This window comes from Actinopolymorpha alba DSM 45243 (assembly GCF_000373925.1).
GTDB lineage: Bacteria > Actinomycetota > Actinomycetes > Propionibacteriales > Actinopolymorphaceae > Actinopolymorpha > Actinopolymorpha alba.
Window position 1 is genome coordinate 94,271 of record NZ_KB892708.1, and the last position, 26,118, is coordinate 120,388.

Annotated in this window: 22 protein-coding genes; 17 read left to right on the forward strand and 5 right to left on the reverse strand. The window is 69.1% G+C overall.

The window, feature by feature from the left end:
• Position 1 precedes the first annotated feature (1 nt).
• Complete coding sequence (locus B141_RS0102915; RefSeq protein WP_202805642.1) at positions 2-2,050, forward strand: glycoside hydrolase family 84 protein; 2,049 nt, start codon at positions 2-4, stop codon at positions 2,048-2,050.
• 88 nt (positions 2,051-2,138) lie between these two features.
• On the opposite strand, the gene B141_RS0102920 is transcribed toward B141_RS0102915, so the two are convergent.
• The 5 genes from B141_RS0102920 to B141_RS0102940 all read right to left on the reverse strand — a co-directional run bounded on the left by B141_RS0102920 (position 2,139) and on the right by B141_RS0102940 (position 8,103).
• Positions 2,139-3,101 carry an alpha/beta fold hydrolase gene (locus tag B141_RS0102920; protein WP_020573671.1) on the reverse strand — a complete coding sequence of 321 codons (963 nt, stop codon included), beginning with the start codon at positions 3,099-3,101 and terminating at the stop codon, positions 2,139-2,141.
• A 43-nt stretch (positions 3,102-3,144) separates the two neighbouring features.
• Positions 3,145-3,558 carry an HIT family protein gene (locus tag B141_RS0102925; protein ID WP_020573672.1) on the reverse strand — a complete coding sequence of 138 codons (414 nt, stop codon included), beginning with the start codon at positions 3,556-3,558 and terminating at the stop codon, positions 3,145-3,147.
• 63 nt (positions 3,559-3,621) lie between these two features.
• Positions 3,622-4,713 (reverse strand): hypothetical protein, encoded by a 1,092-nt coding sequence (locus B141_RS0102930; protein ID WP_157180767.1) that lies wholly within the window; start codon positions 4,711-4,713, stop codon positions 3,622-3,624.
• Positions 4,697-5,719 carry a hypothetical protein gene (locus tag B141_RS0102935; RefSeq protein ID WP_157180768.1) on the reverse strand — a complete coding sequence of 341 codons (1,023 nt, stop codon included), beginning with the start codon at positions 5,717-5,719 and terminating at the stop codon, positions 4,697-4,699. Before B141_RS0102935 ends, B141_RS0102930 begins: the two co-directional genes overlap by 17 nt.
• 218 nt (positions 5,720-5,937) lie before the next feature.
• A complete protein-coding gene (locus tag B141_RS0102940) occupies positions 5,938-8,103 on the reverse strand; it encodes an elongation factor G-like protein EF-G2 (RefSeq protein ID WP_020573675.1) in 2,166 nt (721 codons plus the stop codon).
• Positions 8,104-8,435: 332 nt separating this feature from the next.
• Between B141_RS0102940 and pgsA the strand changes: the two genes are divergently transcribed.
• The 16 genes from pgsA (at position 8,436) to B141_RS0103020 (ending at position 25,885) form a co-directional block, all read left to right on the forward strand.
• The gene (gene pgsA / locus B141_RS0102945; RefSeq protein WP_020573676.1) at positions 8,436-9,050 is read left to right on the forward strand and encodes a phosphatidylinositol phosphate synthase; all 615 of its coding nucleotides are present in this window, start codon (positions 8,436-8,438) and stop codon (positions 9,048-9,050) included.
• Positions 9,047-10,036, forward strand: coding sequence for a phosphatidylinositol mannoside acyltransferase (locus B141_RS0102950; protein WP_020573677.1), 990 nt, complete (start codon positions 9,047-9,049; stop codon positions 10,034-10,036). Before pgsA ends, B141_RS0102950 begins: the two co-directional genes overlap by 4 nt.
• The gene (locus B141_RS0102955; protein WP_020573678.1) at positions 10,033-11,196 is read left to right on the forward strand and encodes a glycosyltransferase family 4 protein; all 1,164 of its coding nucleotides are present in this window, start codon (positions 10,033-10,035) and stop codon (positions 11,194-11,196) included. Before B141_RS0102950 ends, B141_RS0102955 begins: the two co-directional genes overlap by 4 nt.
• The gene (locus B141_RS0102960; RefSeq protein WP_026256854.1) at positions 11,193-11,723 is read left to right on the forward strand and encodes a LemA family protein; all 531 of its coding nucleotides are present in this window, start codon (positions 11,193-11,195) and stop codon (positions 11,721-11,723) included. Before B141_RS0102955 ends, B141_RS0102960 begins: the two co-directional genes overlap by 4 nt.
• A 155-nt stretch (positions 11,724-11,878) precedes the next feature.
• Positions 11,879-12,835, forward strand: a complete 957-nt coding sequence (gene pdxS, locus B141_RS0102965; protein WP_020573680.1) for a pyridoxal 5'-phosphate synthase lyase subunit PdxS — start codon at positions 11,879-11,881, stop codon at positions 12,833-12,835.
• 218 nt (positions 12,836-13,053) lie between these two features.
• On the forward strand, positions 13,054-13,683 hold the full coding sequence (gene pdxT, locus B141_RS0102970) for a pyridoxal 5'-phosphate synthase glutaminase subunit PdxT (protein ID WP_020573681.1): 630 nt from the start codon (positions 13,054-13,056) through the stop codon (positions 13,681-13,683).
• 6 nt (positions 13,684-13,689) lie between these two features.
• Positions 13,690-14,451, forward strand: coding sequence for a YebC/PmpR family DNA-binding transcriptional regulator (locus B141_RS0102975; protein WP_020573682.1), 762 nt, complete (start codon positions 13,690-13,692; stop codon positions 14,449-14,451).
• A 547-nt stretch (positions 14,452-14,998) separates the two neighbouring features.
• Entirely contained in the window at positions 14,999-16,675 is a 1,677-nt protein-coding gene (locus B141_RS38630; RefSeq protein WP_051113942.1) for a serine/threonine-protein kinase, read from the forward strand.
• Positions 16,676-16,831: 156 nt separating this feature from the next.
• Positions 16,832-17,416: a crossover junction endodeoxyribonuclease RuvC gene (ruvC, locus tag B141_RS0102985; protein WP_020573683.1), complete on the forward strand. Its 585-nt coding sequence runs from the start codon at positions 16,832-16,834 to the stop codon at positions 17,414-17,416.
• Positions 17,413-18,036 (forward strand): Holliday junction branch migration protein RuvA, encoded by a 624-nt coding sequence (ruvA, locus tag B141_RS0102990; RefSeq protein ID WP_020573684.1) that lies wholly within the window; start codon positions 17,413-17,415, stop codon positions 18,034-18,036. Before ruvC ends, ruvA begins: the two co-directional genes overlap by 4 nt.
• 40 nt (positions 18,037-18,076) lie before the next feature.
• Positions 18,077-19,183: a Holliday junction branch migration DNA helicase RuvB gene (gene ruvB, locus B141_RS0102995; RefSeq protein ID WP_020573685.1), complete on the forward strand. Its 1,107-nt coding sequence runs from the start codon at positions 18,077-18,079 to the stop codon at positions 19,181-19,183.
• Positions 19,184-19,336: 153 nt separating this feature from the next.
• The gene (gene yajC, locus B141_RS38635; RefSeq protein ID WP_020573686.1) at positions 19,337-19,690 is read left to right on the forward strand and encodes a preprotein translocase subunit YajC; all 354 of its coding nucleotides are present in this window, start codon (positions 19,337-19,339) and stop codon (positions 19,688-19,690) included.
• 29 nt (positions 19,691-19,719) lie between these two features.
• Entirely contained in the window at positions 19,720-21,456 is a 1,737-nt protein-coding gene (gene secD, locus B141_RS0103005) for a protein translocase subunit SecD (RefSeq protein WP_020573687.1), read from the forward strand.
• Between the two features lies 1 nt (position 21,457).
• Complete coding sequence (gene secF, locus B141_RS0103010; protein WP_020573688.1) at positions 21,458-22,648, forward strand: protein translocase subunit SecF; 1,191 nt, start codon at positions 21,458-21,460, stop codon at positions 22,646-22,648.
• Positions 22,645-23,187: an adenine phosphoribosyltransferase gene (locus B141_RS0103015; protein WP_020573689.1), complete on the forward strand. Its 543-nt coding sequence runs from the start codon at positions 22,645-22,647 to the stop codon at positions 23,185-23,187. The genes secF and B141_RS0103015 overlap by 4 nt, the downstream gene beginning before the upstream one ends.
• Positions 23,188-23,656: 469 nt before the next feature.
• Positions 23,657-25,885: a RelA/SpoT family protein gene (locus tag B141_RS0103020; RefSeq protein ID WP_202805654.1), complete on the forward strand. Its 2,229-nt coding sequence runs from the start codon at positions 23,657-23,659 to the stop codon at positions 25,883-25,885.
• Positions 25,886-26,118: the final 233 nt, after the last annotated feature.

Genomic DNA, 26,118 nt, shown 5'->3' on the forward strand with positions numbered 1-26,118 from the left:
GGTGGCAGATGGATCTCAACGCCGTCACCGATGGTGGGCGGCGTTCGTCGCCGTCGTTCTCGTGGAGGGCTCCATGCCGGGTACGCGCAGGACCATCTGGCCACTCATCGCCGGAGTCGCGGTGCTCGGCCTGCTCGGGCCGAGCGATCCAGCGGTTGCCAGGACCGCTGACGGACCACCCACCGCGCCCTCCTCCAGCGCTGCGCTGCCGTCGGTCACCCCACAACCCCAACAGCTGCGGCGGAACGGCACGGACCTGGTGGTGAGCAGCAGGGTCCGGGCACTCCTGGCCAGCGAGGTGGACCAGCCCACCCGAGAACTCCTCGTCTTGTCACTGCGCGCGGCGGGTGCCAAGCAGGTGGACGTGCTCGACCTCGACGAGGCATCCCCGTCGGAGCGCCCCCTGACCGTGGTGGTCGGCCCGGCCGATGACCCAAAGGTCACCAAGGCACTGAGAGCCGCGGGTGGGGAGATGCCAGCGGAGTTGCCGGCCGAGGGGTACGCCGTGGCCGGCAGGGCGGCACCGGGCGGTGGCTCGATCGTCCTCGCGGGTGCCGACTCCGACGGCACCTATTACGCCGCGCAGACGTTGCGACAACTCGCCGGTCGGCAGCGGATCGCGGCGGTCTCGGTCGTGGACTACCCGTCCATGCCGTTGCGCGGCGCGATCGAGGGCTTCTACGGCAGTCCGTGGACGCACGCCGAACGCATGGACCAGCTGGCGTTCTACGGCGACGTCAAGCTGAACTCCTACATTTATGCCCCGAAGGACGACCCGTACCACCGGGAGAAGTGGCGCGAGCCCTACCCGGCGGACAAGCTCGCCCAGCTCGGTGAGCTCGTACGCCAGGCGACCGCTCACCACGTACGCTTCACCTTCGCCGTCTCGCCCGGTGTGTCTATCTGCTACAGCGACCCGGCCGACCTCCAGGCGCTCGAAGCCAAGCTGCGATCGATGTACGACCTGGGTGTCCGTAGCTTCTCCGTGCCGCTGGACGACATCAGCTACACCAGGTGGAACTGCGAGAGTGACCGGGCGGCGTACGGCGCACCATCCGCGGCCGCGGCCGCCCAGGCGCAGGTCGACCTCCTCAACGCGGTCCAGCGGGACTTCCTGGACGCGCGGGAGGGGACGAAGCCGCTGCAGATGGTGCCGACGGAGTACGGCGACGTCGCGGAGACGGCGTACAAGAGGACGATCCGCACCCAGTTGGACGCGCGGATCGAGGTGATGTGGACGGGCACTGACGTCGTACCACCGAAGATCACGGTCGAGGACGCCAGCAAGGCCGCCGCGGTCTGGGGCCGGAAGGTCTTCGTCTGGGACAACTACCCGGTCAACGACTATGGCCAGGCCGCCGGGCGGCTGTTGCTCGCGCCGTACGCCGAACGCGAGCCTGGCCTGCACACCCAGCTGTCCGGCATCGTCCTCAATCCGATGAACCAGGCCGCGGCCAGCAAGGTGGCGCTCTTCGGCGGCGCCGACTTCACCTGGAACGACCTGGCGTATGACCCCGCACGGGCGTGGCGAGCGGCCGCGTCCTATCTCGCCAAGGGTGACCCGCGGACTGAACGCGCGCTGCTCGCGTTCTTCGATCTCGAGCACCTGGCACCGACGTTCGGGACCCATCCGTGGCAGCCGCAGGCGCCAGAGCTCGCGCGGCGGCTGGGGGAGTTCCGGGCGGCGTGGGCGGCCGGCGACAAGGAGGCGGCCCTGCGTGAGTTTCGGTCCTACGCCCGGCTGCTGGCAGAGACGCCCGCGCAGATCTGGACTGGCGTCCAGGACGCGGGATTCGTCGCGGACTGTGGTCCCTGGCTGGACGCGCTCACGCTGTGGGGTGATGCGTTGGTCCGCTCCGTTGACGGGCTGCAGGCGCGACTCGACGAGGACGAACGCCGCGCGACCCGGTTGTTCGAGGAGGCCGCGGAGTTGGCTACCCGGGCAGCCGCGATCGAGACCATTCCGGGAGAGACCCGGCCGCACGGGAAGGTACGGGTTGGTGACGGCGTCCTCGACGTCTTTGTCGCCGAGGCGCCGGCGTTGAGGTAAGCCCGCGACGCGTGTGGCGGGGTAGTCGTCGAAAGGTCGCGAACTGTAGAGGGAGCTGGCTCCTTCTACAGTTCGCGACCTCTCGCGCTCAGAGCGCCGACAGGAACGTGAAGATCGTGTCGACGTGGCCGGGCAGTCCCTCGTGCTTGAAGTCGGGGTAGATCCGGAGCTGCTTGTTGCTACTGATCTTGTTGTACGCCGCGAACTGCGTGGACGGTGGGCACACGGTGTCGCCGAGCCCGACGCCCATCAGGATCTCCGCGCGGATCCTGGGGGCGAGGTGCTGGACGTCGACGTAACCGAGCTGGGTGAAGATCTCGGCCTCCCGCTCGTGCAGCGGATCGAACTTCCGGAACCATTCGTAGAGCTCGTGGTAGGCGTCCTTGGCGAGGTCGAGCTCCCACACCCGCTGGTAGTCGGTGAGGAACGGGTAGGTCGGGGCGGCCAGCTTGATCCGGGGTTCGAGGGCCGCGCAGGCGAGTGTGAGCCCGCCGCCCTGGCTTCCGCCGGTGGCGCCGACGCGGTCCTCGTCGACGTCGTCCATCTCCATGACGATCCGGGCAAGCAGCGCCGTGTCGAGGAACACGTGCCGGTAGTAGAGCTTGTGGGGTTCGTCGTCCAGACCACGCACGATGTGGCCGCGAAGGGTCCAACCGGTCACGCCTCCGACGTCCTCGGAGAGGCCACCCTGCCCGCGGCAGTCGAGGGCCGCGACGGTGTACCCCAAGGCGACGTAGTTGAGGAGATCCGACCAGTCCGGCGAGCTACCCGAGTAGCCGTGGAAGTGGACGACGGCGGGGTGCCGGCCGCTGGCGTTCGTGGGGCGGAGGAGCTTGGCGTGGACCCGCGCGCCGCCAGTACCCCGGAACCACAAATGGAAGCATTGGGCGAACGGCGTCTGGAACTTCGCTGGCTCCAGCTCGACCTTGGGATCCAGGGCCGCGATTTCGGCGATTCCGGCGTCCCAGTATTCGTCGAAGTCAGCGGGTCGAGGATTTGTGCCCTGGTAGGTCGCGAGCTTCTCTCGGGGCATGTCGAACGTCAACGGCATGGGGCAATCCCTTCAAGTGTCCAGTCGCGGAAACGATGCGGGTTCAGTCGCCGGTGAGCTTGGTGGCCACGGCCGCGATCTCGGCCGCGTTGCCAGGCGCTGGTTGCCAGGGAAGGATCAGCGGGTCACCGTCGTAACGCGGGATCACATGGACGTGCAGGTGGAAGACCGTCTGCCAGGCCGCCGCACCGGAGCTCTGGATGAGATTGACACCGTCCGCGCCGAGGCGTTCGCGCACCCGCCGGGCCATCTTCTGGGCGAGCGTGGCACAGGCCGCGAGATCGGCGGGGTCGACAGTGAACAGGTCAGGAGCGTGCGTACGCGGCACGACGAGGAGGTGGCCGGGCGTCGCGGGGTTGACGTCCATGAACGCCACTGCCCGGTCCTCCTCGGCCACCGTCGTACTCGGAAGCTCCCCCGCGAGGATCCGGCAGAAGACACAGGCGTCGACAGACATGTCGAGCAGCGTAGTGACCGGTCGCCGTGCGCCCGCGGGAGGTTTCCTCAGCTGGCCAGCCGATCACTGGCTTGCCTCGACCAGGGAGCGGAAGAGGGCGAGCTCGCCAGTCGACGGCGGTCGCGGCCTGGTAAGGGTGAGCTCCTCCAGATCGCTACTGATCCCCGACACACTGATGACCCGCTCGCCTACGCGGATGTCGAGGCTCTGGATCGGGCTCATCCCGCGGAACCTCGCGGCATCGCCAAGCCCGCGGATGGGTGTGCCGACGCGTTCGGCCTCAAAGCGCGTGACGCTGGTTTCAGCGGTCGTGGTCATCACCTCAAGGCTCGCCCGGCGCCCCTTGAAGGAGCAGTACATGTCACCGTCGCCGGTGGTCACCGAGCGCGCTCCCGAGAGTTTCTCCTTGAGAACGGTGCTCGCGACGTCGAGGTCGACCCTGGCGCATTGCCCCTCGATCCGGCGTGGTGTGACGTGGAACGACGTCGGCAGCCGGCGGACGGCAGTGCGGGCGAGCTTGATCGCGGTCCGGACCTGCTCGGCAACGCCGTCTTCGTACAACGGGAGCCGTACGGTGAGCATCGCGGAGCCCTGCCGGACCGTGACCCGGACGCGCGACGGGACGGGAGCCTTGCCGTCAACGGCCGGGTGGTGGTCGACGTCGTACCACGCCTCGTCGCCCAGCTGCGGAAGCGGCGTGGGCGCCGAACCCACGGGCGGGGTGCGGTCGCGGCGGTCCTGAGCGGTTGGGGATGCCGAGCCGAGTGCGGCCTGGCCGAGGTGCGTGGTGACCAGGATGGTCACCCGGGCCGAACCCACGCTGCCGTCGGGGCCGTAGCCGCACCCCACCTCCCAGCCCTTGCCGCGGGGCCGGGCGCTCCGGGTCGTGACGGTGTAGTCGCTCTCGTCCACGGCCTCGGCCACCTCGTCGGGATGCAACAGGCCGCACTCGTCAAACGTCCCCGCCTTGGCGAACCGGGGTGCCGACTGTGCCCCTCCGTCCTTCCCGTCGGTGTTGCCGCAGGCGCTGAGGAGGAGCAGGACTCCCACGGTGGCAACGGCGAGTAGCCGCCGAGCCAGGCGTGGCGCCTGACCAGTCCTCGGAGAACCTGTGCTTCGGGCTCGCATCGAACGACGCTCAGTCGAAGAAGACACGCGCGGCCTCCTTCGTGAGCGCTACCTCTTCGGCGCTTGGTCCGTCACGGGTGCTGCGCGCCCCGTCGATGCCATCCACTTCGATGCTGAGCATCCGGTCGCCGGAAAAGGCGAAGATCTGCCCATAGACCCACACGGCATCCAGACCGGGCTCGCGCAGCTTCATACCAAGGTTGCGGGCGGCCATGCCCGTGATGCGCGTCCTGCTCTCTGACGCGGCGCGTTCAAGAAAGATCCTCACCTGGGCATCATGGGTCGCGGAGTAGACGCACATCACTCCGTAGTCACTCTCGAAGCGACGACTGAGGGCGATGGGCTGGGCGAGAGTAGCGGCGATCGGGGCGTTGTTGAGCTGCGCGCACAGACCGTCGGCAACCGGTCCGGCGACGGCGACGTTTGAAGGAAGCCGACTCACGGCCGTCCGCGCGAGCGTCAGGACGGCCTCGCGGTGGCTCGCCTTGGCGGTCGCCAGTGTGGGGTTGATGACCTTGACGACGAGCTGAGCATCGCCGCGCCGGACCATCACCTCGGTCGTGGCCGTGCCCGCTTGAAGGTAGGCCTCGTCGCCGAGGTTCGGCACCGGCTCAGGGTCGCCGTGGAGGACATTGCGGCTGGTCCGTGGGATCGCAGAGACGGTCACCGAGACCGTGCTGATGTCAAGGCTCATGATGCTGGCCCGACCGGCGTTGTAGTGGCAGATGTCGAGCGGCACGCCGGTGTCGACCTCGACCGTTCGGGCGGTCACTGCCATGGGTTCGGTGTCATGCGGTTGCCGGCTCATCAGTGGCTCGGTCTCGGCCGGCGTCACCAACGCACAGACGTCCACCGCGTCGGAGGAGGTCGGTGACCCCGGCGCACTGGAGGAGGTCGCTGGTGGGGCGACAGGTGGTGGCTCCCCGTCGTCCATTGCCGCGCCCGCGACGCGGAGGATCTCCGAGAACGTACCGGCCATTGCGACGACGGGAATCACCATCGCCGCCACGAAGGCCAGGGCCCCCAGGATCACCAGCGGCACCGCCCATCGGGACCGCGAAGATCGCCGCCGGGGCGCTGACCGCGAAGCCTGTGACGACGGTGCCTGCGACGACGGTGGTGCAAGCGGATCCGACATGAAGGTCCCCGTTCATCTCATTCGCAAGGAGAAGATGAACGGGGACCTTAGCGCCGATCATGGCGGCCTCGTCGAGCTCCGCTCGCCGGCCTGTGGATTGTGGATAACCTCCGCTACGTCTCGTCCGCCTGCTGCTGCGCGACCCGTTGCGCGACGTTCGGCGGCATGGGTTCGTACCTCGCGAACTCCCTGGTGAACCCGCCCGTCCCGTGCGACATGGAGCGCAGGTCGGTGGCGTACCTCGTGATCTCGATCTGGGGCAACTCCGCCTTGACAAGGGTGCGGCCCACGCCGACAGGTTCGGTGCCCAGGACCCGGCCGCGCCGGCTGGACAGGTCACCCATCACCGTGCCGACGTAGTCGTCGTCGACGAGCACTGACACCAGATCGACGGGTTCGAGCAGGCTCACCTGGGACTCCTTGGCGGCCTCCCGCAGGGCGAGGGCGCCAGCGGTCTGGAACGCCAGGTCGGAGGAGTCGACACTGTGTGCCTTGCCGTCGAAGAGCGTGACCCGGATGTCGACCACGGGATAGCCCGCGGAGATACCACGCTCCATCTGGGTACGAAGACCCTTCTCGACGCTCGGGATGAACTGCCGTGGGACCGCGCCGCCAACGACCTTGTCGACGAACTCGAACCCCGAGCCCTCCGGGAGCGGCTCCACGCGGATGTCGCAGACGGCGTACTGCCCGTGGCCGCCACTCTGTTTGACGTGCCGCCCGTGTCCGGTGACCTTGCCGGTGAACGTCTCCCGGAGCGGCACCCGGAGCGGGACCTGGTCGACCTGGACGCCGTAGCGGTTGGCGAGGCGGTCGAGTACGACGTCCGCGTGGGCCTCACCCATGCACCACAGCACCAGTTGGTGGGTCTCGGCGTTGTGCTCGATCCGCAGGGTCGGGTCCTCGGCGGCGAGCCGGGTGAGTCCGAGCGAGAGCTTGTCCTCGTCGACCTTCGCGTGGGCGGTGACGGCGATCGGCAGGAGCGGCTCGGGCATCGACCACGGCCTCATCAGCAGCGGTTGATCCTTGTCGGAAAGGGTGTCGCCGGTCTCGGCGCGGGAGAGCTTGCCGACCGCGCAGATGTCGCCTGCCACACAGTGGTTGAGGGTTCGCTGCGTCTTGCCGAGCGGGGACGAAAGCGGACCGACCTTCTCGTCCTCGTCATGGTCCTCGTGGCCACGGGCCGGGCCGAAGAAGGACGACACGTGACCGGACACGTGCAGCACCGCGTCGGGTCGGAGGGTGCCGGAGAAGACCCGGACCAGGCTGATCCGGCCGACGTAGGGGTCGGAGGAGGTCTTTACAACCTCGGCGAGAAGTGGACCGTTCGGGTCGCAGCTGAGTCGTCGGGTCGTCCGACCGTCGAGCGTCGTCGCCTCCGGCTGGGCATGCTCGAGTGGTGACGGGAACGCACTGGTCATCACCTCGAGGAGCTCACGGATACCGAGGCCGCTGCTGGCGCAGGCGGGGAGGACCGGGAAGAACGACGCGTGCGCGACCGCCTTCTCCAGATCGTCGATCAGCTCCTTGGCGGCGAGGACCTCGCCGCCGAGGTAACGGTCCATGAGGCCCTCGTCCTCGGACTCCTCGATGATGCCCTCGATGAGAGTCCCGCGGGCCTCGGCCGCCTGTTCGGCGTACGCCGCGGTTGGTTCCTTCTCCACCCGCTCACCGGAGGAGTAGTCGAAGAGACGCTCCGACAGCAGGCCGACCAGGCCGGTCACCGCGCCCGCCCCGTCCACCGGGAGGTAGAGCGGGAGGACCTTCTCGCCGAACGCCGCCTGCGCCTGGGTCAGGACACCGGCGTAGTCGGCACGCGGGTGGTCGAGCTTGGTGACGACGACCGCGCGGGGTACCCCCACGGCGGCGCACTCGTGCCAGAGCGCCTCGGTCGCGCCGTCGACGCCTTCGTTCGCGGCGATGACGAACAACGCGCAGTCGGCCGCCCGCAGGCCCGCCCGCAACTCGCCAACGAAGTCGGCATACCCGGGCGTGTCGAGCAAGTTGACCTTGACGCCATCGTGGACGAGGGGCGCCAGCGCCAGCCCGATCGAGCGTTGCTGGCGGTGTTCGACCTCGTCGAAGTCGCTGACCGTCGTACCATCCTCCACCCGGCCGGGCCGAGAGATCGTCCCGGTGCTTTCGAGGAGCGCTTCGACGAGGGTGGTCTTTCCCGAACCGGAAGGGCCGACCAGTGCGATGTTCCGGACGAGATCGGGCCGGTCGGCCGTTGGTGCCGTGACGGCGGCTCCGCCGGAGTTGCTGTGTCTGTCCGCCATGGGCGTGCCTCCTTGCGCGCGCGAGCGAAATCGCCGGACGCGCCCGGACGGATGGCCGCCGACACGGTGGTCAGGCCCGTGGGCGCGGGCGTCGCGCGCCGCACCGCGTGGCGGCCCACACACCCTTACCCAGGAGGCCCGCCCCATCGCCGGGCGGCGCCCTGGCTTGTGGCTTTCCACCATTCACCCGGGCCCGCCCACCGCACAACCCCCACGCGCTGAGTAGCATCGGCGCGTCTTCGAAGAAGGGGCGTGCACCGGGGGTCGGGCTCGAACGGCGAGCGGATCCCAGCGCCCGGCAGGCCAGCGGAGAAGGTGGCGGCGAACACCACATGTTGCGACGGTTCCACCAATTCTGGATACGACTACTGACCCCTGTCGCGAGGTTCTTCCTGCGTGTCGGTATTGGCCCCGACATCGTCACGCTGGTCGGCACCCTGGGCGTGTGCGCCGGAGCGCTCGCGTTCTACCCCCGTGGTGAGCTCTTCTGGGGCACTGTGGTCATCACCGCGTTCGTGTTCTCTGACATGGTCGACGGGCTGATGGCCCGGATGTCCAACCGCTCGTCGAAGTGGGGCGCGTTCCTCGACTCCACGCTCGACCGGGTGGGAGACGCCGCCATCTTCGGCGCCCTCGCCCTGTGGTTCGCCTCCGGCGGCGAGAGCTACCTGCTGGCCTGCGTGGCGTTGTACGACCTGGTGATGGGAAGCGTGACGTCGTACGCCAAGGCACGGGCCGAGAGCCTCGGGATGACGGCCAACGTCGGGATCGCGGAGCGCGCCGACCGGCTGGTGGCCGTCCTGGTGGCGACGGGGCTCGCCGGTCTCGGCGTACCCTTCCTCCTTCCGCTCGTCCTGTGGGCGCTGGCCGTGGCGAGCACCGTGACCGTGGTGCAGCGGATGATGGCCGTACGCCGGCAGGCCCTCGCGCTCGAGAGATCCTCGTGACGGCAAAGCGACGCCCGCCAGGCGGGGATGCCCGGGACGACACCGACCGCGAGTCGCTGCCGATCCGGCTGAAAGACGCGGGAGCCGACGCGGCCTACTCCGCGGGCTGGGCCCTCCTACGCCGCCTGCCCGAGCGCCTCGCGCTGGACCTCCTCGGCCGGGTCGCCGACGTCGCGTGGCGGCGCCGGACCCGCGGCGTCCGGCAGCTGGAACGCAACTACGCGCGGGTCCGTCCCGATGCCAGCCAGGATGAGCTCCGTGCATTGTCCCGGGCCGGCATGCGGTCGTACTTCCGCTACTGGTGCGAGGCGTTCCGGCTCCCCGACATGCGTCCGGAGGACGTCGCGGAACGCGTGGTGATCCACGACGAGCAGGTGCTCTGGAAGGCCTACAACCAGGGCTGCGGCGTCGTGGCCGCCCTGCCGCACATGGGCAACTGGGACCTGGCGGGCCTGTGGGCGACCACGCACGGCGTGCCGGTCACCACAGTCGCCGAGCGGGTACGCCCGGAACGCCTGTTCGACCGGTTCGTGGCCTATCGCACGGCCCTCGGCATCGAGGTCCTTCCGGCATCTGGCGGCCCCGATCCCATGAGCATCCTGGCCGAACGCCTCCGTGCCGGGCGCCTGGTGTGTCTGGTCGCCGACCGGGACCTGTCGGCCCGCGGCGTCGAGGTGAGCTTCTTCGGCGAGCCGACCCGGATGCCGGCCGGTGCGGCCGCGCTCGCCCTACGCACCGGGGCGGCGTTCCTTCCGGTGACGTTGTGGTACGACGGACCTCAGATGCATCTCCGCTTCCACGACCCGCTGGAGAAACCGCCCGGCAGCCGGCAGGCGATCCGCGACCTCACGCAGCGACTCGCCGACGCGTTCGCCACCGGGATCGCCCGCCACCCCGAGGATTGGCACATGCTGCAACGGCTCTGGATCGCTGATCTCACCCCCGCCCATCAGGCCGCTCTCGCCCGCCCGCGAGCCGCCGGATGAAGGTCGGGGTCGTCTGCCCCTACTCCCTCGACGTGCCCGGCGGGGTCCAGAACCACGTCCGGGACCTCGCGGAGGTGCTCCTGGAGGCAGGGCACTCGGTCTCCGTCCTGGCACCTGCCGACGACGACACGCCGGTCCCGCCGTACGTCGTCCCGGCCGGACGCGCCGTGCCGGTGCCGTACAACGGTTCGGTGGCCCGGCTGGCGTTCGGCCCGCTGTCGGCCGCGCGGGTCCGGCGGTGGATCAGGGAGGGCGGGTTCGACGTCCTTCACATCCACGAGCCGGCGACGCCGTCCCTGTCGCTGCTCGCGCTCTGGGCCGCGACAGGTCCCATCGTCGCGACGTTCCACACCGCGATGCCGCGCTCGCGGGTGATGACCGCCGCCTCGTCGATCCTGCGGCCGGCCCTGGAAAAGATCAGCGCCCGGATCGCGGTCAGCGAGCCGGCTCGGGCGACGCTCGTTCAGCACCTCGGCGGCGAGCCGGTGGTCATCCCGAACGGCCTGTTCGTCGACCGGTTCGCCCGCGCCCGCGCCCGACCGGAGTGGCAGGGCGAGGGCGGCACCATCTGCTTCCTGGGCCGGTTGGACGAGCCGCGCAAGGGGCTCGCCGTTCTGCTGCGGGCGTTCCCCACGATCTGGCGGGCCCGCCCCGGCGTCCGCCTGCTGGTGGCCGGCTTCGGGGATGTCGACGAGGCGCGCGCCCAGTTGCCGCCCGAGTGCCAGGACGCCGTGACGTTCCTCGGCATGGTGGACGACGAGGGCAAGGCCGACATGTTCGCGAGCTCCGAGATCTACGTCGCGCCGCAGACCGGCGGGGAGTCGTTCGGCATCGTGCTCGTCGAGGCGATGGCGGCCGGTGCTCCGGTGCTCGCCAGCGACCTCGACGCGTTCAGGCTCGTGGCGGACGGCGGCCGGTTGGGTCGGTTGTTCGGCGTGGGAGACAGCGCCGCCCTCGCCGACGGCGCGATCGCGCTGCTGGGCGACGCCGACCAGCGGGCCGAACTCCGCGACGCGGCCCGGCTCGCCGTACGCCGCTACGACTGGAGCAGTGTCGCGAAGGAGATCGTCGCGGTGTACGAGATGGTCGCCGAAGGCCTCACCGGCGTGGGGGAGGCGAAGGTCGAGGGCGGCGCCTTCGGTAACGGGTGGTCCGGATGAACACCCTGCTCATCGTCCTCGTCGTGCTCGCCGTCGCTGGTGTCTACCTGTCGTGGACGGCGGGCCGGATCGACCGGCTGCACGCCCGCCTCGACGCCGCCCGGGCCGCGCTGGACGCCCAGCTCTTCCGCCGGGTCGCCGTCGCGCTCGAGGTCGCCACCTCGGGGATGCTCGACCCGGCGACCTCCCTGTTGGTGGCCGACGCTGCGCACCGCGCCCGCTCCGCCGACGACGACGAACGGGAGGTCGCGGAATCCGACCTGTCCAAGGCGCTGGCCGCGGCGTTCCCTGACGCCGATGCCAGCCGGGCGCTCAGCGCGCAGCCTGGGGCCGAGGACCTGCTCGGTGAGTTGGGTGCGGCCTGCCGGCGGGTCGAGATGGCCCGGAGGTTCCACAACGACACGGTGGCCATGACGCGGTCTCTTCGGGGCCGGCGGCTGGTCCGGTGGTTCCGGCTGGCCGGCCGGGCGAAGATGCCCGAGACGGTGGAGATGGAGGCGACGCCGCCCGGGGGCCTGCTGCCGTGACGGACGTTTCCGGCGCCGATCCCTGGCGGACGGCTCCCTGGCGTACGGCGGTGAGGCCAGGCCACGGGAAGGGCCACTTCCCTCCAGGTGGCACTGGCCGGCGAGCCGTGCGGGGGACCTACCATTGAGGGACCGCACCCGACCCCTCCGTGAGGATGACCGTGACCGAGCACGCGCAGGACCAGGCCACCACACCCGCTGAGCAGCCGACGCCGGCCGCCCACACCACTCCGGTGACGGGAACGGGTCGTGTCAAGCGCGGCATGGCGGAGATGCTCAAGGGCGGGGTGATCATGGATGTGGTCACGCCCGAGCAGGCCAAGATCGCCGAGGATGCCGGCGCTGTCGCGGTGATGGCGCTCGAGCGGGTGCCCGCGGACATCCGGGTCCAGGGCGGCGTCGCGCGGATGAGCGACCCCGACATGATCGACGGGATCATCAACGCCGTCTCGATCCCGGTCATGGCCAAGGCCCGCATCGGGCACTTCGTCGAGGCGCAGGTACTGCAGGCGATCGGTGTCGACTACATCGACGAGTCTGAGGTGCTGACCCCGGCCGACGAGGCGCACCACATCGACAAGTGGGCGTTCACCGTGCCGTTCGTGTGCGGCGCGACCAACCTCGGCGAGGCGCTGCGCCGGCTGGCCGAGGGCGCCGCGATGATCCGGTCCAAGGGGGAGGCGGGCACCGGCAACGTCATCGAGGCCACCCGTCACATGCGCCAGCTCCGGTCGGAGATCCGTCGCCTCACCACCCTGGGCGAGGAGGAGCTGTTCGCGGCGGCGAAGGAGCTGCGGGCGCCGTACGACCTCGTCAAGGAAGTGGCGCAGGCCGGGAAGCTGCCCGTCGTCCTCTTCACCGCCGGCGGCATCGCGACCCCGGCCGACGCGGCGATGATGATGCAGCTCGGTGCCGAGGGCGTCTTCGTGGGATCGGGAATCTTCAAGTCCGGTGACCCGGCCAAGCGGGCAGCCGCGATCGTCAAGGCGACGACGTTCCACGACGACCCCGACGTGATCGCGAAGGTCTCCCGCGGACTCGGCGAGGCCATGGTCGGCATCAACGTCTCGGAGCTCCCCGAGAGCGCCCGTCTCGCCACCCGCGGCTGGTAGGACCCCGGGCACACCCGTGGCGCCCTGCCCGGGTGGGGAATGATCACGTTTGCGTGATCATTCGCCACCACGCAAGGTGAATTCGCCGCGCATGGTGGGGACTTGCCGAGTAAACGTGATCATTCCCGGCAGGGCTGTCGACGGCGCCGAACGTCGCGGGCGGGGCCAGCATGCCGCGGCCCGTAAACTGGGCCTTTGCCCCGACAGTCAAGGGACCCGTGTTGAGCAAGTCGACGAGCCAGCCGACCATCGGCGTACTCGCACTCCAAGGTGACGTACGCGAACACCATCGCATGCTGGGCCACTGCGGCGCCGTGCCGGTGACCGTCCGGCGTCCCGAGGAGTTGCTCGCCGTCGACGGACTGGTGATTCCCGGGGGCGAGTCGACCACGATGGTCAAGCTGGCCACGGCGTTCGACCTGCTGGAGCCACTACGCAAGCGGGTGGCCGACGGGATGCCGACGTTCGGCACCTGCGCCGGCATGATCATGCTCGCCGACCGTATCCGGGACGGCATCGAGGGTCAGGAGACCATCGGCGGTATCGACATGACCGTGCGCCGCAACGCGTTCGGTCGCCAGGTCGACTCCTTCGAGGCCGACGTGTCGCTCGAAGGGTTCCATCCGGGCGAGAGCTCGCATCCGTTCCATGCCGTGTTCATCCGTGCGCCCTGGGTCGAAGAGGTCGGTCCGTCGTGTCGGGTCATCGCGCGCGTCGCGTCCGGAGAGGCCGCCGGTAGGATCGTCGCCGTTCGCCAGGATCACCTGCTCGCCACGGCGTTCCACCCCGAGTTGGCTGGCGACGTTCGCGTCCATGACTACTTCGTCGAACTCGTGAAGGAGGCGTAGCCCCTCATGTCTGGCCACTCCAAGTGGGCGACCACGAAGCACAAGAAGGCCGTCATAGATGCCAAGCGGGGCAAGCTCTTCGCGAAGTTGATCAAGAACGTCGAGGTGGCGGCGCGGGTCGGCGGTGGCGATCCGGCCGGCAATCCCACGCTGTACGACGCGATCCAGAAGGCGAAGAAATCGTCGGTCCCCAACGACAACATCGACCGGGCGGTCAAGCGCGGAGCGGGCCTTGAGGCCGGCGGCGCCGACTACCAGACGATCATGTACGAAGGCTACGGCCCGGCGGGTGTCGCGATCCTGATCGAGTGCCTCACCGACAACCGCAACCGCGCCGCCGGCGAGGTCCGCACGGCGATCACCCGCAACGGCGGCAACATGGCCGACGCGGGCAGCGTGTCCTACCTCTTCAGCCGGCGTGGCGTCGTCGTGGTGCCGCGTGAGCAGGACGGCCAGGCCCTGGGCGAGGACGACGTGCTCACCGCTGTGCTCGACGCCGGAGCCGAGGAGGTCAACGACCTCGGCGAGTCGTTCGAGGTGATCTCGGAGCCCACCGACCTGGTGGCGGTCCGCACGTCCCTGCAGGATGCCGGCATCGACTACGAGTCGGCGGACGCGAGCTTCGTTCCGAGCGTGACAGTGCCGCTCGACGAGGACACCGCGCCCAAGGTGTTCCGGCTCATCGAGGCCCTCGAAGACTGCGACGACGTGCAGAACGTCTACGCCAACTTCGACGTCTCCGACGAGATCATGGAGAAGGTCGGCTAGCCAGTTACCTCGCCGATACGCCTCCGCCTCTCCAGTGGTGAGTCGTCTCACGGACTGGACGGCTGGCGGCTGGTTCATGATCAACTTGCATAAAACGTCCAGGCCTCGCGTTGGCCCTGGGCGTTTTCTACAAGTTGATCATGGTCCAGCTCCAAACCTCCCTGCAAGTTCCAGGTCCCCTTGGCTGGGGACCCAAATGATCACGTTTACGTGGTCATTTGGCCCCTCACACGGCAGCGCGGCGACGCGGCGACTAGGAGTCTTGAACAGGCCTCCCGGCAGACTGCCGGTTGTCTCACGGATCGGACGGCCTGCGGTTGGTTCATGATCTTGATCGGGGTTGAGGCTGGCCGCGTAGGACCTCATGTCCCCAAAATGCTGACGATTTGCCGCCATGGAGCACGAGCCGGCCACGCATCAGGTTGTCCCGGCAGGACTCGGATGTTCAGGTCATTGAGCCTCAATCCGGGGTGTCCCGCCACTGAGTCGAACCCGTATCCGCAGGTTGTGCCGGACATTCCGCGCGTACGCCAGTTACGGTGTTGACGTGCAGGGGGACCTGGCCGAAGACGCATCGACCGTCGAGACAGCTCGTCTCGACGGTTATGCGCTAGGCGAACGCATCGGCGAAGGCGGCATGGGTGTCGTCCACCGCGCCACCGACGCGCGGGGGCGGACTGTCGCGGTGAAGCTGCTCAGACCGCACGTGGCAAGTGATGCCGAGTCGCGGGCGCGGTTCGCGCGCGAGGTCCGGGTACTCGCCCGGGTCCGCGGCCGGCACGTGGCGCAGGTCCTCGACGCCGACGTGGCCGCCGCCACGCCCTATCTCGTGACCGACTTCGTGGCGGGACCCTCGCTGCACGAGGTCGTCGAGAGCGACCAGCCGCTGACGGGCGCCGAACTCGCTGATCTCGCCGGCGACCTCGCCGACGCTCTGTGCTCGATCCACGCCGCGGGTGTGGTCCACCGCGACCTCAAGCCGGGCAATGTCCTGATCGAGGATGGCATCGCCGTCGTGATCGACTTCGGCATCGCCCAGATCGCCGACGACACGCGGTTGACGATGCCGGGCCTGGTGTACGGCACCCCCGGCTACGTCGCACCGGAGATCCTGGGTGGTGGCGAGGTCACCTCAGCCGCCGACATCCATGCCTGGGCGGCGACGGTGGCGTACGCCGTCACCGGCAGGGCGCCGTTCGGGAAGGGCCCGCTGGAGGCGGTCGCTCTCCGAGTCCTGCGTGACGAGCCGGACCTCGCCGGATGCCCCGACTGGCTGCTGCCGGTCCTTCAGCGATGCTTCGCCAAGAACCCCGCCGAGCGCCCCACCGCGCCGGAGCTGCTCCGCTGGCTGGAGACCGGCGAACCTCCGGCGTACCACCAGGTCCCCGGCGTTCCGGCACGTGGCTTCGTCGTCGCCGAGCCGCATCCGCACATCGAACCCGTGACAGCCGCACTCGCCACCCAGTCCGAGCGCCACGAGATCCCGTTCGACGGCGCGTACCCCCACCACGCACCCGCGGAGTACCCCCAGGAGTTCGTGCCTATTCGGCATCCCGAGGAGTACGACGACGAGCGCGACTTCGACGAGGTCCAGGCGGACGAGGTGGAGGCCACCAGCACGTTCGCCCCGCAGCGCGACGCCCAGTCCAAGCCGCACTGGATCGTGACGGTGCTGGCCTTCGGGACACTCGGCGCTCTTGCCGCGTTCGTCCCGTTGGTCGCGGCGGCCGGACTGGTCGGGTGGTTGCTGTTGGCCCGGACCGTCGACCGTTCCGCGTCGTTCGTCGAACGCCGGCACGCCGTGCGGGGACGCCGCCGGCTGGATCCGGTCGCGGCGACGATGGCTCTCCCGTGGCATCTCGCTCGCTCGGCTCTGGTCACCGTTCTCGCGCTCCCGGTCGCCTTGGTGGGTGCGAGCCTCCTGGTCGGAGTCGTCACGTTGTTCCTCTACGCCGGCGGGATCGGCCCGCGCTGGGATGTCATCTGTGGTGGGGCGGGGCTCGTCACCGCCGTGCTGTCCTGGTGGGGCGTCCAGGGCGAGGGTGTGCAGCGGGGGAGCGGGCGGACTCTCGGGTTCGTCCTCAGACGACGATGGGTCGCGGTGGGCGCCGCCGCCGTGCTCGTGATGCTGATCCTGCTGTTCCTGACCGCGGCGACCAGCGAGTCGGTGTGGTGGTGGCCACTGGACAAGGCGCCGCTGTCGAGGTTCAACTGGCCCGGCTGATCCACTGGTTGGCCAAGGCGAGGCGGACCGACTCAACGGTCATAAAAGATCGCGATCTTGCCCGCGCACGGCGCGTCGTACGCCAGGTTCGCCCGACTGCCCGATAGCCTCCGAACAGACGTTCGGAGTTCGGAGAAGGCGGAGGGTCGCAAGGCGGTGCGTGTGCTCGGTGTCGACCCAGGGCTCACCCGTTGCGGGCTCGGGCTCGTGGAGAGCGGGGATCCGCGTCGGCTGACCCTGGTGGCCGTCGACGTCGTCCGCACCCATCCCGAACTCCCGCTCGGTGAGCGACTTCTCGAGGTCGAACGCGGTGTGACGTCCTGGCTGGACGAACACTCACCCGATGCCGTTGCCCTCGAACGCGTCTTCAGTCAGCACAACGTCCGCACGGTCATGGGCACTGCCCAGGTGAGCGGCGTGATCCTCGCGGCCGCCGCCCGGCGCGGCATACCCGTCGCGCTCCACACCCCGAGCGAGGTGAAGGCGGCCGTCACCGGTAGCGGGCGCGCCGACAAGCAGCAGGTGACCACCATGGTGACCCGCATCCTCTCCCTGTCCACCAAGCCTCGCCCCGCCGACGCGGCCGACGCCCTGGCGCTGGCGATCTGTCACCTGTGGCGGGGCCCGGCGGCCGCGCGGCTCGAAGCGGCCCGCCGTCTGGTGTCGGCCGGGCGGCCTGTCAGTGGCCGCTGGCAGACTCCTGGACGCGCTGCCACCGACCCTTCAAGGAGCCGCCCGTGATCGCCTTCGTTCGTGGACAGATCGCCTCGGTCGGGCTCGACGCCGCCGTCGTCGACGTGGGCGGTATCGGCATCGAGGTGCGGGCCACCCCGGCCACGCTGGCGGAGCTTCGCGCGGGAGCGCCGGCCACCCTCGCGACCAGCCTCGTCGTTCGTGAGGACTCGTTGACGCTCTACGGCTTCGCCGACGAAGACGAGCGGGTGGTCTTCGAGTTGCTGCAGACCGCGAGCGGAGTCGGGCCGAGGTTGGCGCAGGCGATGCTCGCGGTGCACCGCCCCGATGACCTGCGGCGGGCGGTGGCCACGGAGGACCTCGTGGCGTTGACGAAGGTCCCGGGCATTGGCCGCAAGGGCGCCCAGCGGATCGTTCTGGAGCTCAAGGACCGTCTCGGCGCCCCGACCGGGGGTCAGAGCGCGGCGGCCCCGGCCCTCAGCTCGACCGCCGCACCATGGCGTGAGCAGGTCCGTGGCGCTCTGCTCGGCCTCGGCTGGTCCGTGCGGGAAGCCGAAACCGCTCTCGACGCGGTCGCGCCGCAGGCCGAGGAGCAGGCGGCCGACGGCAACCCACCGGAAGCCTCCGCCCTGCTCCGCGCGGCGCTCCGTACTCTGTCCCGAGCGTGAGCACGCGACCGTCAGGTCAATCGGGGCGAGGAGTTGGTCGATGACGTCGTACGCCGACAACGGCGATCGCGAGCCGATGGCGGGGCGGGCCCTGGTGGCCGCCGAGGCGACCGGTGACGAGAGCGCCGTCGAAGCGGCCCTCCGTCCACGCACTCTGAACGAACTCATCGGTCAGCCCCGGGTCCGGGATCAGCTTGGCCTCGTTCTCGAAGCGGCCCGCAGCCGTGGTCGCCCGCCCGATCACGTTCTCCTGTCCGGGCCTCCCGGCCTCGGCAAGACCACGCTGGCGATGATCATCGCTGCTGAGCTCAGCGCGCCGTTGCGCATCACCAGCGGCCCGGCGATCCAGCACGCGGGCGATCTCGCGGCGATCCTGTCCGGCCTGTCCGAGGGCGAGGTGCTCTTCGTCGACGAGATTCACCGGATGAGCCGTCCCGCCGAGGAAATGCTCTACATGGCGATGGAGGATTTCCGGGTCGATGTCGTGGTCGGCAAGGGGCCCGGCGCGACGGCGATCCCGCTGGAGATTCCGCCGTTCACGATGGTCGGGGCGACCACCCGGTCGGGACTGCTGCCCGGACCGTTGCGCGACCGCTTCGGCTTCACCGGGCACCTGGAGTATTACGAGGTTCCCGAGCTCGAGCTGATCGTCCGGCGTACCGCGCGGTTGCTCGAGGTGTCGATCACCGACGAGGGAGCGCGGGAGGTGGCGAGCCGCTCCCGGGGCACCCCCCGGATCGCCAACCGCCTCCTGCGACGGGTCCGCGACTACGCTCAGGTGCGTGCCGACGGCGTGGTCCGCCAGGACACCGCCCGAGCCGCTCTCCTGCTGTACGAAGTCGACGAGGACGGCCTCGACCGGCTCGACCGTGCGGTTCTCGACGCGCTGTGCCGGCGCTTCGGCGGGGGACCGGTCGGTCTCTCGACTCTTGCGGTCGCGGTGGGCGAGGAACGCGAGACGGTCGAAGAGGTGGCCGAGCCCTTCCTGGTCCGCAAGGGCTATCTCGCCCGCACTCCCCGGGGCCGGGTGGCCACGCCCGCGGCATGGCGCCAGCTCGGCCTCGCGGTCCCACCCGACACGGCGTTCGGCCAGACCCCGAGCCTGTTCGACGATGAGCTCGACACGAGCGAAGATCGAGGTAACTGACGCATCACGGCCAGGCACACGCCACCCGGCCCAGGCGACGCGGCTAAACTCCGCCGGTGGCCGTACTTTCACGGCCCTGGCTCTACCAAAACTGGCCCAAACCAAGAAAAGGCGCCCGACTGATCGGCGCGCCAGGGAAGGAACGACCCCCTCATGCTCCTCAGCCAGGCTGCCAGCGGGTCCAGCCTTTGGGCACTGCTCCTCCCGATCCTTCTGCTGGTGTTGTTCTGGGTTGTGGCGATTCGCCCGCAACGCAAGCGCCAGCGGGAAACGACGGACATGCAGCGCCAGCTCCAGCCGGGGCAGCAGGTCATGACCGGCGCCGGTCTGCTGGCGACCGTGCACGCGGTCGAAGACGACGTCGTCGTCCTCGAGATCGCCCCCGGCGTCTACGCGCGACACGTCCGCCAGGCGATCGTCCGGATCGTGGAGCCGAAGACCTCCTCGTCTGACTCGCCGTCGTCCAGTGGCGACAACACCCCCTCGACGGACGGACCCGCCTCGTGAGCACGGACTCACGAGGGGAGTGAGGCGGCGTGGCGACTAAGAGGCCGCACCCGTGGCGTGCCCTCGGCATCCTGCTGCTGGTGATCGTCGTGGGCTTCGGCACCATGGCGCTGGTTGGTGCGTGGACGCCGAGGCTGGGCCTTGACCTTCGCGGCGGCACCTCCATCACGCTGACGGCCCGCCCGTCGGCCGGCCAGGGGCAGGTCACCCCCGAGAAGCTGAACGAAGCCGTCGACATCATCCGCAACCGCGTGAGCGCGCTGACTGAGGCGGAAGTGACGACGCAGGGCAACGACCACATCGTGGTGGATGTCCCTGGTGTCGGACAGGATGAGATCGTCCGCCTGGTCGGTTCGACGGCTGAGCTGAGGTTCCGCCAGGTGCTCGGGGTACAGCAGGCCGCCGCGGCGGCGCCCACGCCGCCCACCGGGTCGCCTACTCCGTCGCCGTCCGGGTCGTCCAAGCCGACCTCGAGCCCGACGCCGGGATCCTCCCCCTCCACGAGCCCGGGCCCGTCGGCGTCCCCCAGCGGCTCACCCGACAACCGTGGTCGGGCTGTGCCGTCGGCCCTGTCGCGGGCGAACGCTCCGTCGCCCACGCCCTCGCCCACTTCGCCCAGCCCCACTGCTCCGTCCGCCAGCCCGAGCCCGACGCCACAGCCGGGCAAGGTGGGCGTGTCGACGACCGGTGCGACCGCCGAGCAGCTGACGGCTCTCCAGTCCTTCAAGTGCGCCGACTACACGGCCGCGAAGGACAACCCCAATGCTCCGCTCCTGACGTGCAACCGCGAGGACAACGCGAAGTTCGTCCTCGGTCCCGCGTTGGTGCGTGGCTCGGAGATCGCGGACGCCAACGCGCAGCTGCCTCAGAACCAACTCAGTTGGGAAGTCGGGCTGCGGCTCAAGGGCGCCGGCAAGAACGCGTTCGCCGACGCGAGTCGGCAGATGTACCAACTCCAGTCGCCGCTCAACCAGTTCGCGATCGTGCTTGACGGGAAGGTCGTTTCCTACCCGCAGATCATCCAGCCGATCACTGACGGAAACGCCAGCATCACCGGTAACTTCAGCCAGCAGCAGGCCACCGAGCTCTCCAACGTTCTCAAGTACGGCGCGCTGCCGTTGACCTTCGAGACCAGCCAGGTCTCCAACGTCTCGCCCACGCTCGGAAGCGACCAGCTCACCGGTGGATTGGTCGCGGGCGCGATCGGCCTGGCCCTCGTCGTGCTCTACTCGTTCCTCTACTACCGCGGCCTGGGCCTCGTGGTCGTGCTGTCCCTGGTGGTGGCGGCGGCGATCACGTACGCCTCGGTGGTGCTTCTCGGTGCGTCGCAGGGATTCACGTTGACCCTGGCCGGTATCGCGGGTCTGATCGTCGCGATCGGTATCACCGCGGACTCGTTCGTGGTCTTCTTCGAACGCCTCCGAGACGAGGTCCGTGAGGGACGGAGCCTGCGGACAGCTGTCGAGACCGGGTGGGCCCGAGCGCGTCGCACGATCTTGGCCGCGGACTCCATCTCGCTGTTGGCGGCGGTGGTGCTCTACACCCTGTCGGTCGGCAACGTCCGTGGGTTCGCCTACGCGTTGGGCCTGACCACTCTGATCGACATCGTGGTCGTGTTCGTGTTCACGAAGCCGTTGCTCACGCTGCTTGCCCGCACCCGCTTCTTCGGCGAAGGCCATCGGTTCTCAGGCCTCGACCCGACCCGTCTGGGCGTGTCGCGTCAGCGCCTCCTGCCCGGCATCTCCCGGCGTACGAAGGAGGCCTGACATGTCCCGTGTGGGTTCGATCGGGCACAAGCTCTACACCGGCGAGGTCTCGATCAACTTCGTCGGACGGCGCAAGCTCTGGTACTCCATCTCAGCCGTCCTCGTCCTGATCGCAATCGCCGCCGTGCTGGTGCGTGGACTCAACTTCTCCATCGAGTTCCGTGGCGGTGTCGACTTCCAGGCGCCGGTGTCGTCGGGCACGGCGCAGGACGCCATCCCGGGTGTCCGTACGGCAGTCACCGACGCCAGCGGTGCGGGCGATCCAAAGGTCACGGCCGTCGGCAGCAACCAGCTGAACGTGGAGACCCAACCGCTCAGCACGAACGACATTCCGAAGGTGCGGCAGGCGATCGCCAAGGAGCTTGGCGTCGCCGAGAGCCAGATCGCCTATTCCAGCGTCGGTCCGACCTGGGGACAACAGATCACGAGCAAGGCAGCGACCAGCCTGGCGGTGTTCCTGGTGCTGGTGATGCTCGTGATCTGGCTGTACTTCCGCGAGTGGCGCATGTCGGTGGCGGGCCTGGTCGCGCTCCTGCACGACGTCGTGGTCACCGTCGGCATCTACGCCCTCGTGGGTTTCGACGTGACTCCGGCCACGATCATCGGCGTGCTCACCATCCTCGGTTACTCGCTCTACGACACGGTTGTCGTCTTCGACAAGGTTCGTGAAAACACCCGAGGGATCGCCGGATCAAGCCGCTGGACCTACAGCGAGGCGGCCAACCTGGCGGTCAACCAGACCCTGGTGCGATCGATCAACACCTCGGTCATCGCGCTCCTGCCCGTGGCCGGAATCCTTTTCGTCGGTGCCGGTCTTCTCGGCGCCGGCACGCTGAAGGACCTGTCGCTGGCGCTGTTCGTCGGTATCGCGGTCGGTACGTACTCCTCGATCTTCATCGCCACCCCGCTGCTCTGCGATCTCAAGGAGCGTGAGCCGGCGATGCGAGCTCTTGCGAAGCGGGTCGGACAACGCCGCCTCAGCACGGCCCAGCGGTCCACACCCACCACGACACCGAGCATCGACGACGAGCCGGTCACCGAAGGCACGTCGACCGTGCCGGCCGAGGAGCGCGAGGGGTCGTCGAACGCCGCGCGCTCGCGAGGGCCGGTCTCGGTGTCGTCCAGCGCGGGACGCGCACAGCCACAGCGGGGTACGCGCTCGTCCCGCCGGTCGAAGGGACGGCGGCGATGAGTGAGGTTCGCGGAGTCGACGAACTGATCCGGGGCCTGGTGCGGGATATCGCCGACTACCCCAAGCCCGGCATCCTTTTCAAGGACATCACGCCTCTCCTCGGCGATCCGGAGGGGTTCACCCGCACGGTGGACGCCTTGGGAGCGCCCTGGCAGAACTCCCAGCCGCGGATCGACAAGGTGGTAGGGATCGAGGCGCGCGGGTTCATCCTCGCCGCGCCGGTGGCGCTCGCACTGGGCGCCGGGTTCGTCCCGGTTCGCAAGGCCGGCAAGCTGCCCGGCCAGACCTTTTCCCAGTCGTACGCTCTGGAATACGGCGAGGAGACTCTGGAGGTGCACCGGGACGCGTTCGCCCCGGGGGAGCGGGTCCTCGTGGTCGATGACGTCCTGGCGACGGGCGGCACCGTCGACGCCACCGCGAGCCTGATCCGGGCAGCCGGTGCCCAGATCGTAGGCGTTTCGGTGCTGTTGGAGCTTACGTTCCTCGAGCCCCGGGCCAGGCTCGGCGACCTCCCACTCCACTCCCTGCTACCGGTCTGACCGCCGCCAGCGGAATGGTGAGGCGGCGCCCACGCACGCTGGCGGAGGCGGTGACTGCGGTGCGTCACCGCCTACCGGTCGAAATTCGGGGATCATGTTGTGGACGCTGCCGGCAGCTTCCACTGTCGGTGCCCGTAAACTGGTGTCTTGCCGCCCCGGAGGAGATCCTGTGGCCGAGGAGACCGTCTCGACCCCGTCGGCGCGCGGAGAGGTCGACCGCACGCAGCGACGCTCTGTGAGCGCGTCCAAGAATGGCTCCGCGGCTGGCGGAGTCACGAGTGCGGCTGCCACCAGCGCCAACGGCGCCCCCAGCGCCTCCAGCGCCTCCAGCGCCAACGGTGCCTCGAGTGCCAACGGCGCCGCCAGTGCGCCGGCCACCGGGCCTGAGCACCGCCGGAACCGAGGCGGAAGCGGTCGCCGCGGTCAGGGGCAGGGCGTCGGCGGCGCGTTCTCTGGATCGTCCCGCCGGATGCGCGAGCGGCTCGCCCGACTCGGTCGGTCGCCCCAGGGCAACCCCGTCCTCGAGCCGTTGTTCCGGATCGTCCGTACAACCCACCCCAAGGCCGACCTGGCGCTGATCGAGAAGGCTTACCGTACGGCCGAGCGCTGGCATCGCGGGCAGTCCCGCAAGAGCGGTGACCCGTTCATCACCCACCCGGTCGCCGTCAGCACCATCCTGGCCGAGCTCGGCATGACGCCGCCGACCCTCTGTGCGGCGCTGCTGCATGACACGGTCGAGGACACGCCGTACACCCTGGAGGAGCTCCGGGGCGACTTCGGCGACGAGATCGCGATGCTGGTCGACGGCGTCACCAAGCTCGACAAGGTCAAGTACGGCGAAAACGCCCAGGCCGAAACCATCCGCAAGATGGTGATCGCGATGGCCAAGGACATCCGCGTCCTGGTCATCAAGCTCGCCGACCGGCTCCACAACATGCGCACCCTGCGCTATCTCAAGCAGGCGAGCCAGGAGCGGATCGCCCGGGAGACCCTGGAGATCTACGCGTCGCTGGCCCATCGGCTCGGCATGAACACCCTGAAGTGGGAGATCGAGGACCTCGCGTTCGCGACACTGCATCCCAAGCTGTACGACGAGATCGTGCGTCTCGTGGCCGAGCGCGCGCCGTCGCGCGACGAATACCTCGCGAAGGTGATCGACCAGGTCCAGACCGACCTGCGGGCCGCCAAGATCAAGGCGACGGTCACCGGGCGGCCGAAGCACTATTATTCGATCTACCAGAAGATGATCGTCCGTGGCCGCGAGTTCGGTGACATCTATGACCTGGTGGGCATCCGGGTCCTGACCGACTCGGTCCGCGACTGCTACGCCGCCCTCGGTGTGATCCACGCGCGCTGGAACCCCGTTCCGGGGCGCTTCAAGGATTACATCGCCATGCCGAAGTTCAACATGTACCAATCGCTGCACACGTCAGTGATCGGGCCTGAGGGCAAGCCGGTGGAGATGCAGCTGCGCACCTTCTCCATGCACCGGCGGGCGGAGTACGGCGTCGCGGCGCACTGGAAGTACAAAGAAGACCCCAACGCCGGACGCGAGACCGACAGGTCGGGCGGCCCCAATGACATGGCCTGGCTGCGGCAACTCCTCGACTGGCAACGCGAGACCGAGGACCCCGGCGAATTCCTCGAGTCGCTGCGGTTCGAGATCAATTCCACACAGGTCTACGTCTTCACACCGCGCGGCGACGTCATCGCTCTGCCCCTCGGCTCCACGCCGGTCGACTTCGCGTACGCCATCCACACCGAGGTCGGTCACCGCTGTATCGGCGCGCGGGTCAACGGCCGGCTGGTGCCGCTCGAGAGCCAGCTGGAGAACGGCGACCTGGTCGAGGTCTTCACCTCCAAGGCCGAAGGCGCCGCGCCGAGCCGCGACTGGCTGACGTTCGTCAAGAGCCCGCGGGCGCGCAACAAGATCCGGCACTGGTTCACCAAGGAACGCCGCGAAGAGGCGATCGACCAGGGCAAGGACCTGCTGGCCCGGATGGTGCGCAAGGAGGGCTTGCCTCTCCAACGCATGCTCACCCACGAGGCGCTCGCCACGGTCACACGGGAGCTGAAGTACAGCGACGTTTCTTCCCTCTACGCCGCCGTCGGCGAAGGCACCATCACCGCGCAGTCTGTGCTACGCCGGCTCATGCAGAGCTTCGGCGCCTCCGAGGAGGAAGCCGAGGACGTCTCCGAGGGTGTCATCCTCTCGACCGAGACGCGGCGCCGCGAGCGGATGCCTCGCGGCGACTCCGGCGTGGTCGTGAAGGGCGCCTCCGACGTCTGGATCAAGCTGGCCAAGTGCTGTACGCCGGTGCCCGGTGACGAGATCATCGGCTTCGTCACGCGGGGCGCGGGGGTGTCCGTTCACCGCGGCGACTGTGTCAACATCGATCACCTGACCGCCCAGCCCGACCGCATGCTCGAGGTGGAGTGGGCGCCGACGGCCCAGAGCCTGTTCCTCGTCCAGATCCAGGTGGAGGCACTCGACCGGGCCCGGTTGCTCAGCGACATCACCCGGGTGTTGTCAGACCAGCACGTCAACATCCTGTCTGCATCGGTGACGACGACCCGGGATCGCGTGGCGAAGAGCCGCTTCACGTTCGAGATGGGTGACCCCAAGCACCTCGGACACGTGCTGCGGGCGGTTCGAGGTGTCGATGGTGTCTTCGACGCCTACCGCGTGACCAACTGAGGGCGGGTTTTGAGCGCTCTTATGCGCGCCGGACTGCTCGCAGGCTCCCTTGATGGCTCGGCGCGCATAAGAGCGCTCAAAACCCGCGTACCTGTGTGCCGGTCTGCTTGCAGGCTCCCTTGATGTGTCGGCACGCAAAAGGTGCCGATTCCCGCGGCGGAGAGTTGTTTCACCGACAGGATGGGCATGCGACTAGCTGATCATGAACCGGCTCGAGGGTCGTTCACTATGCG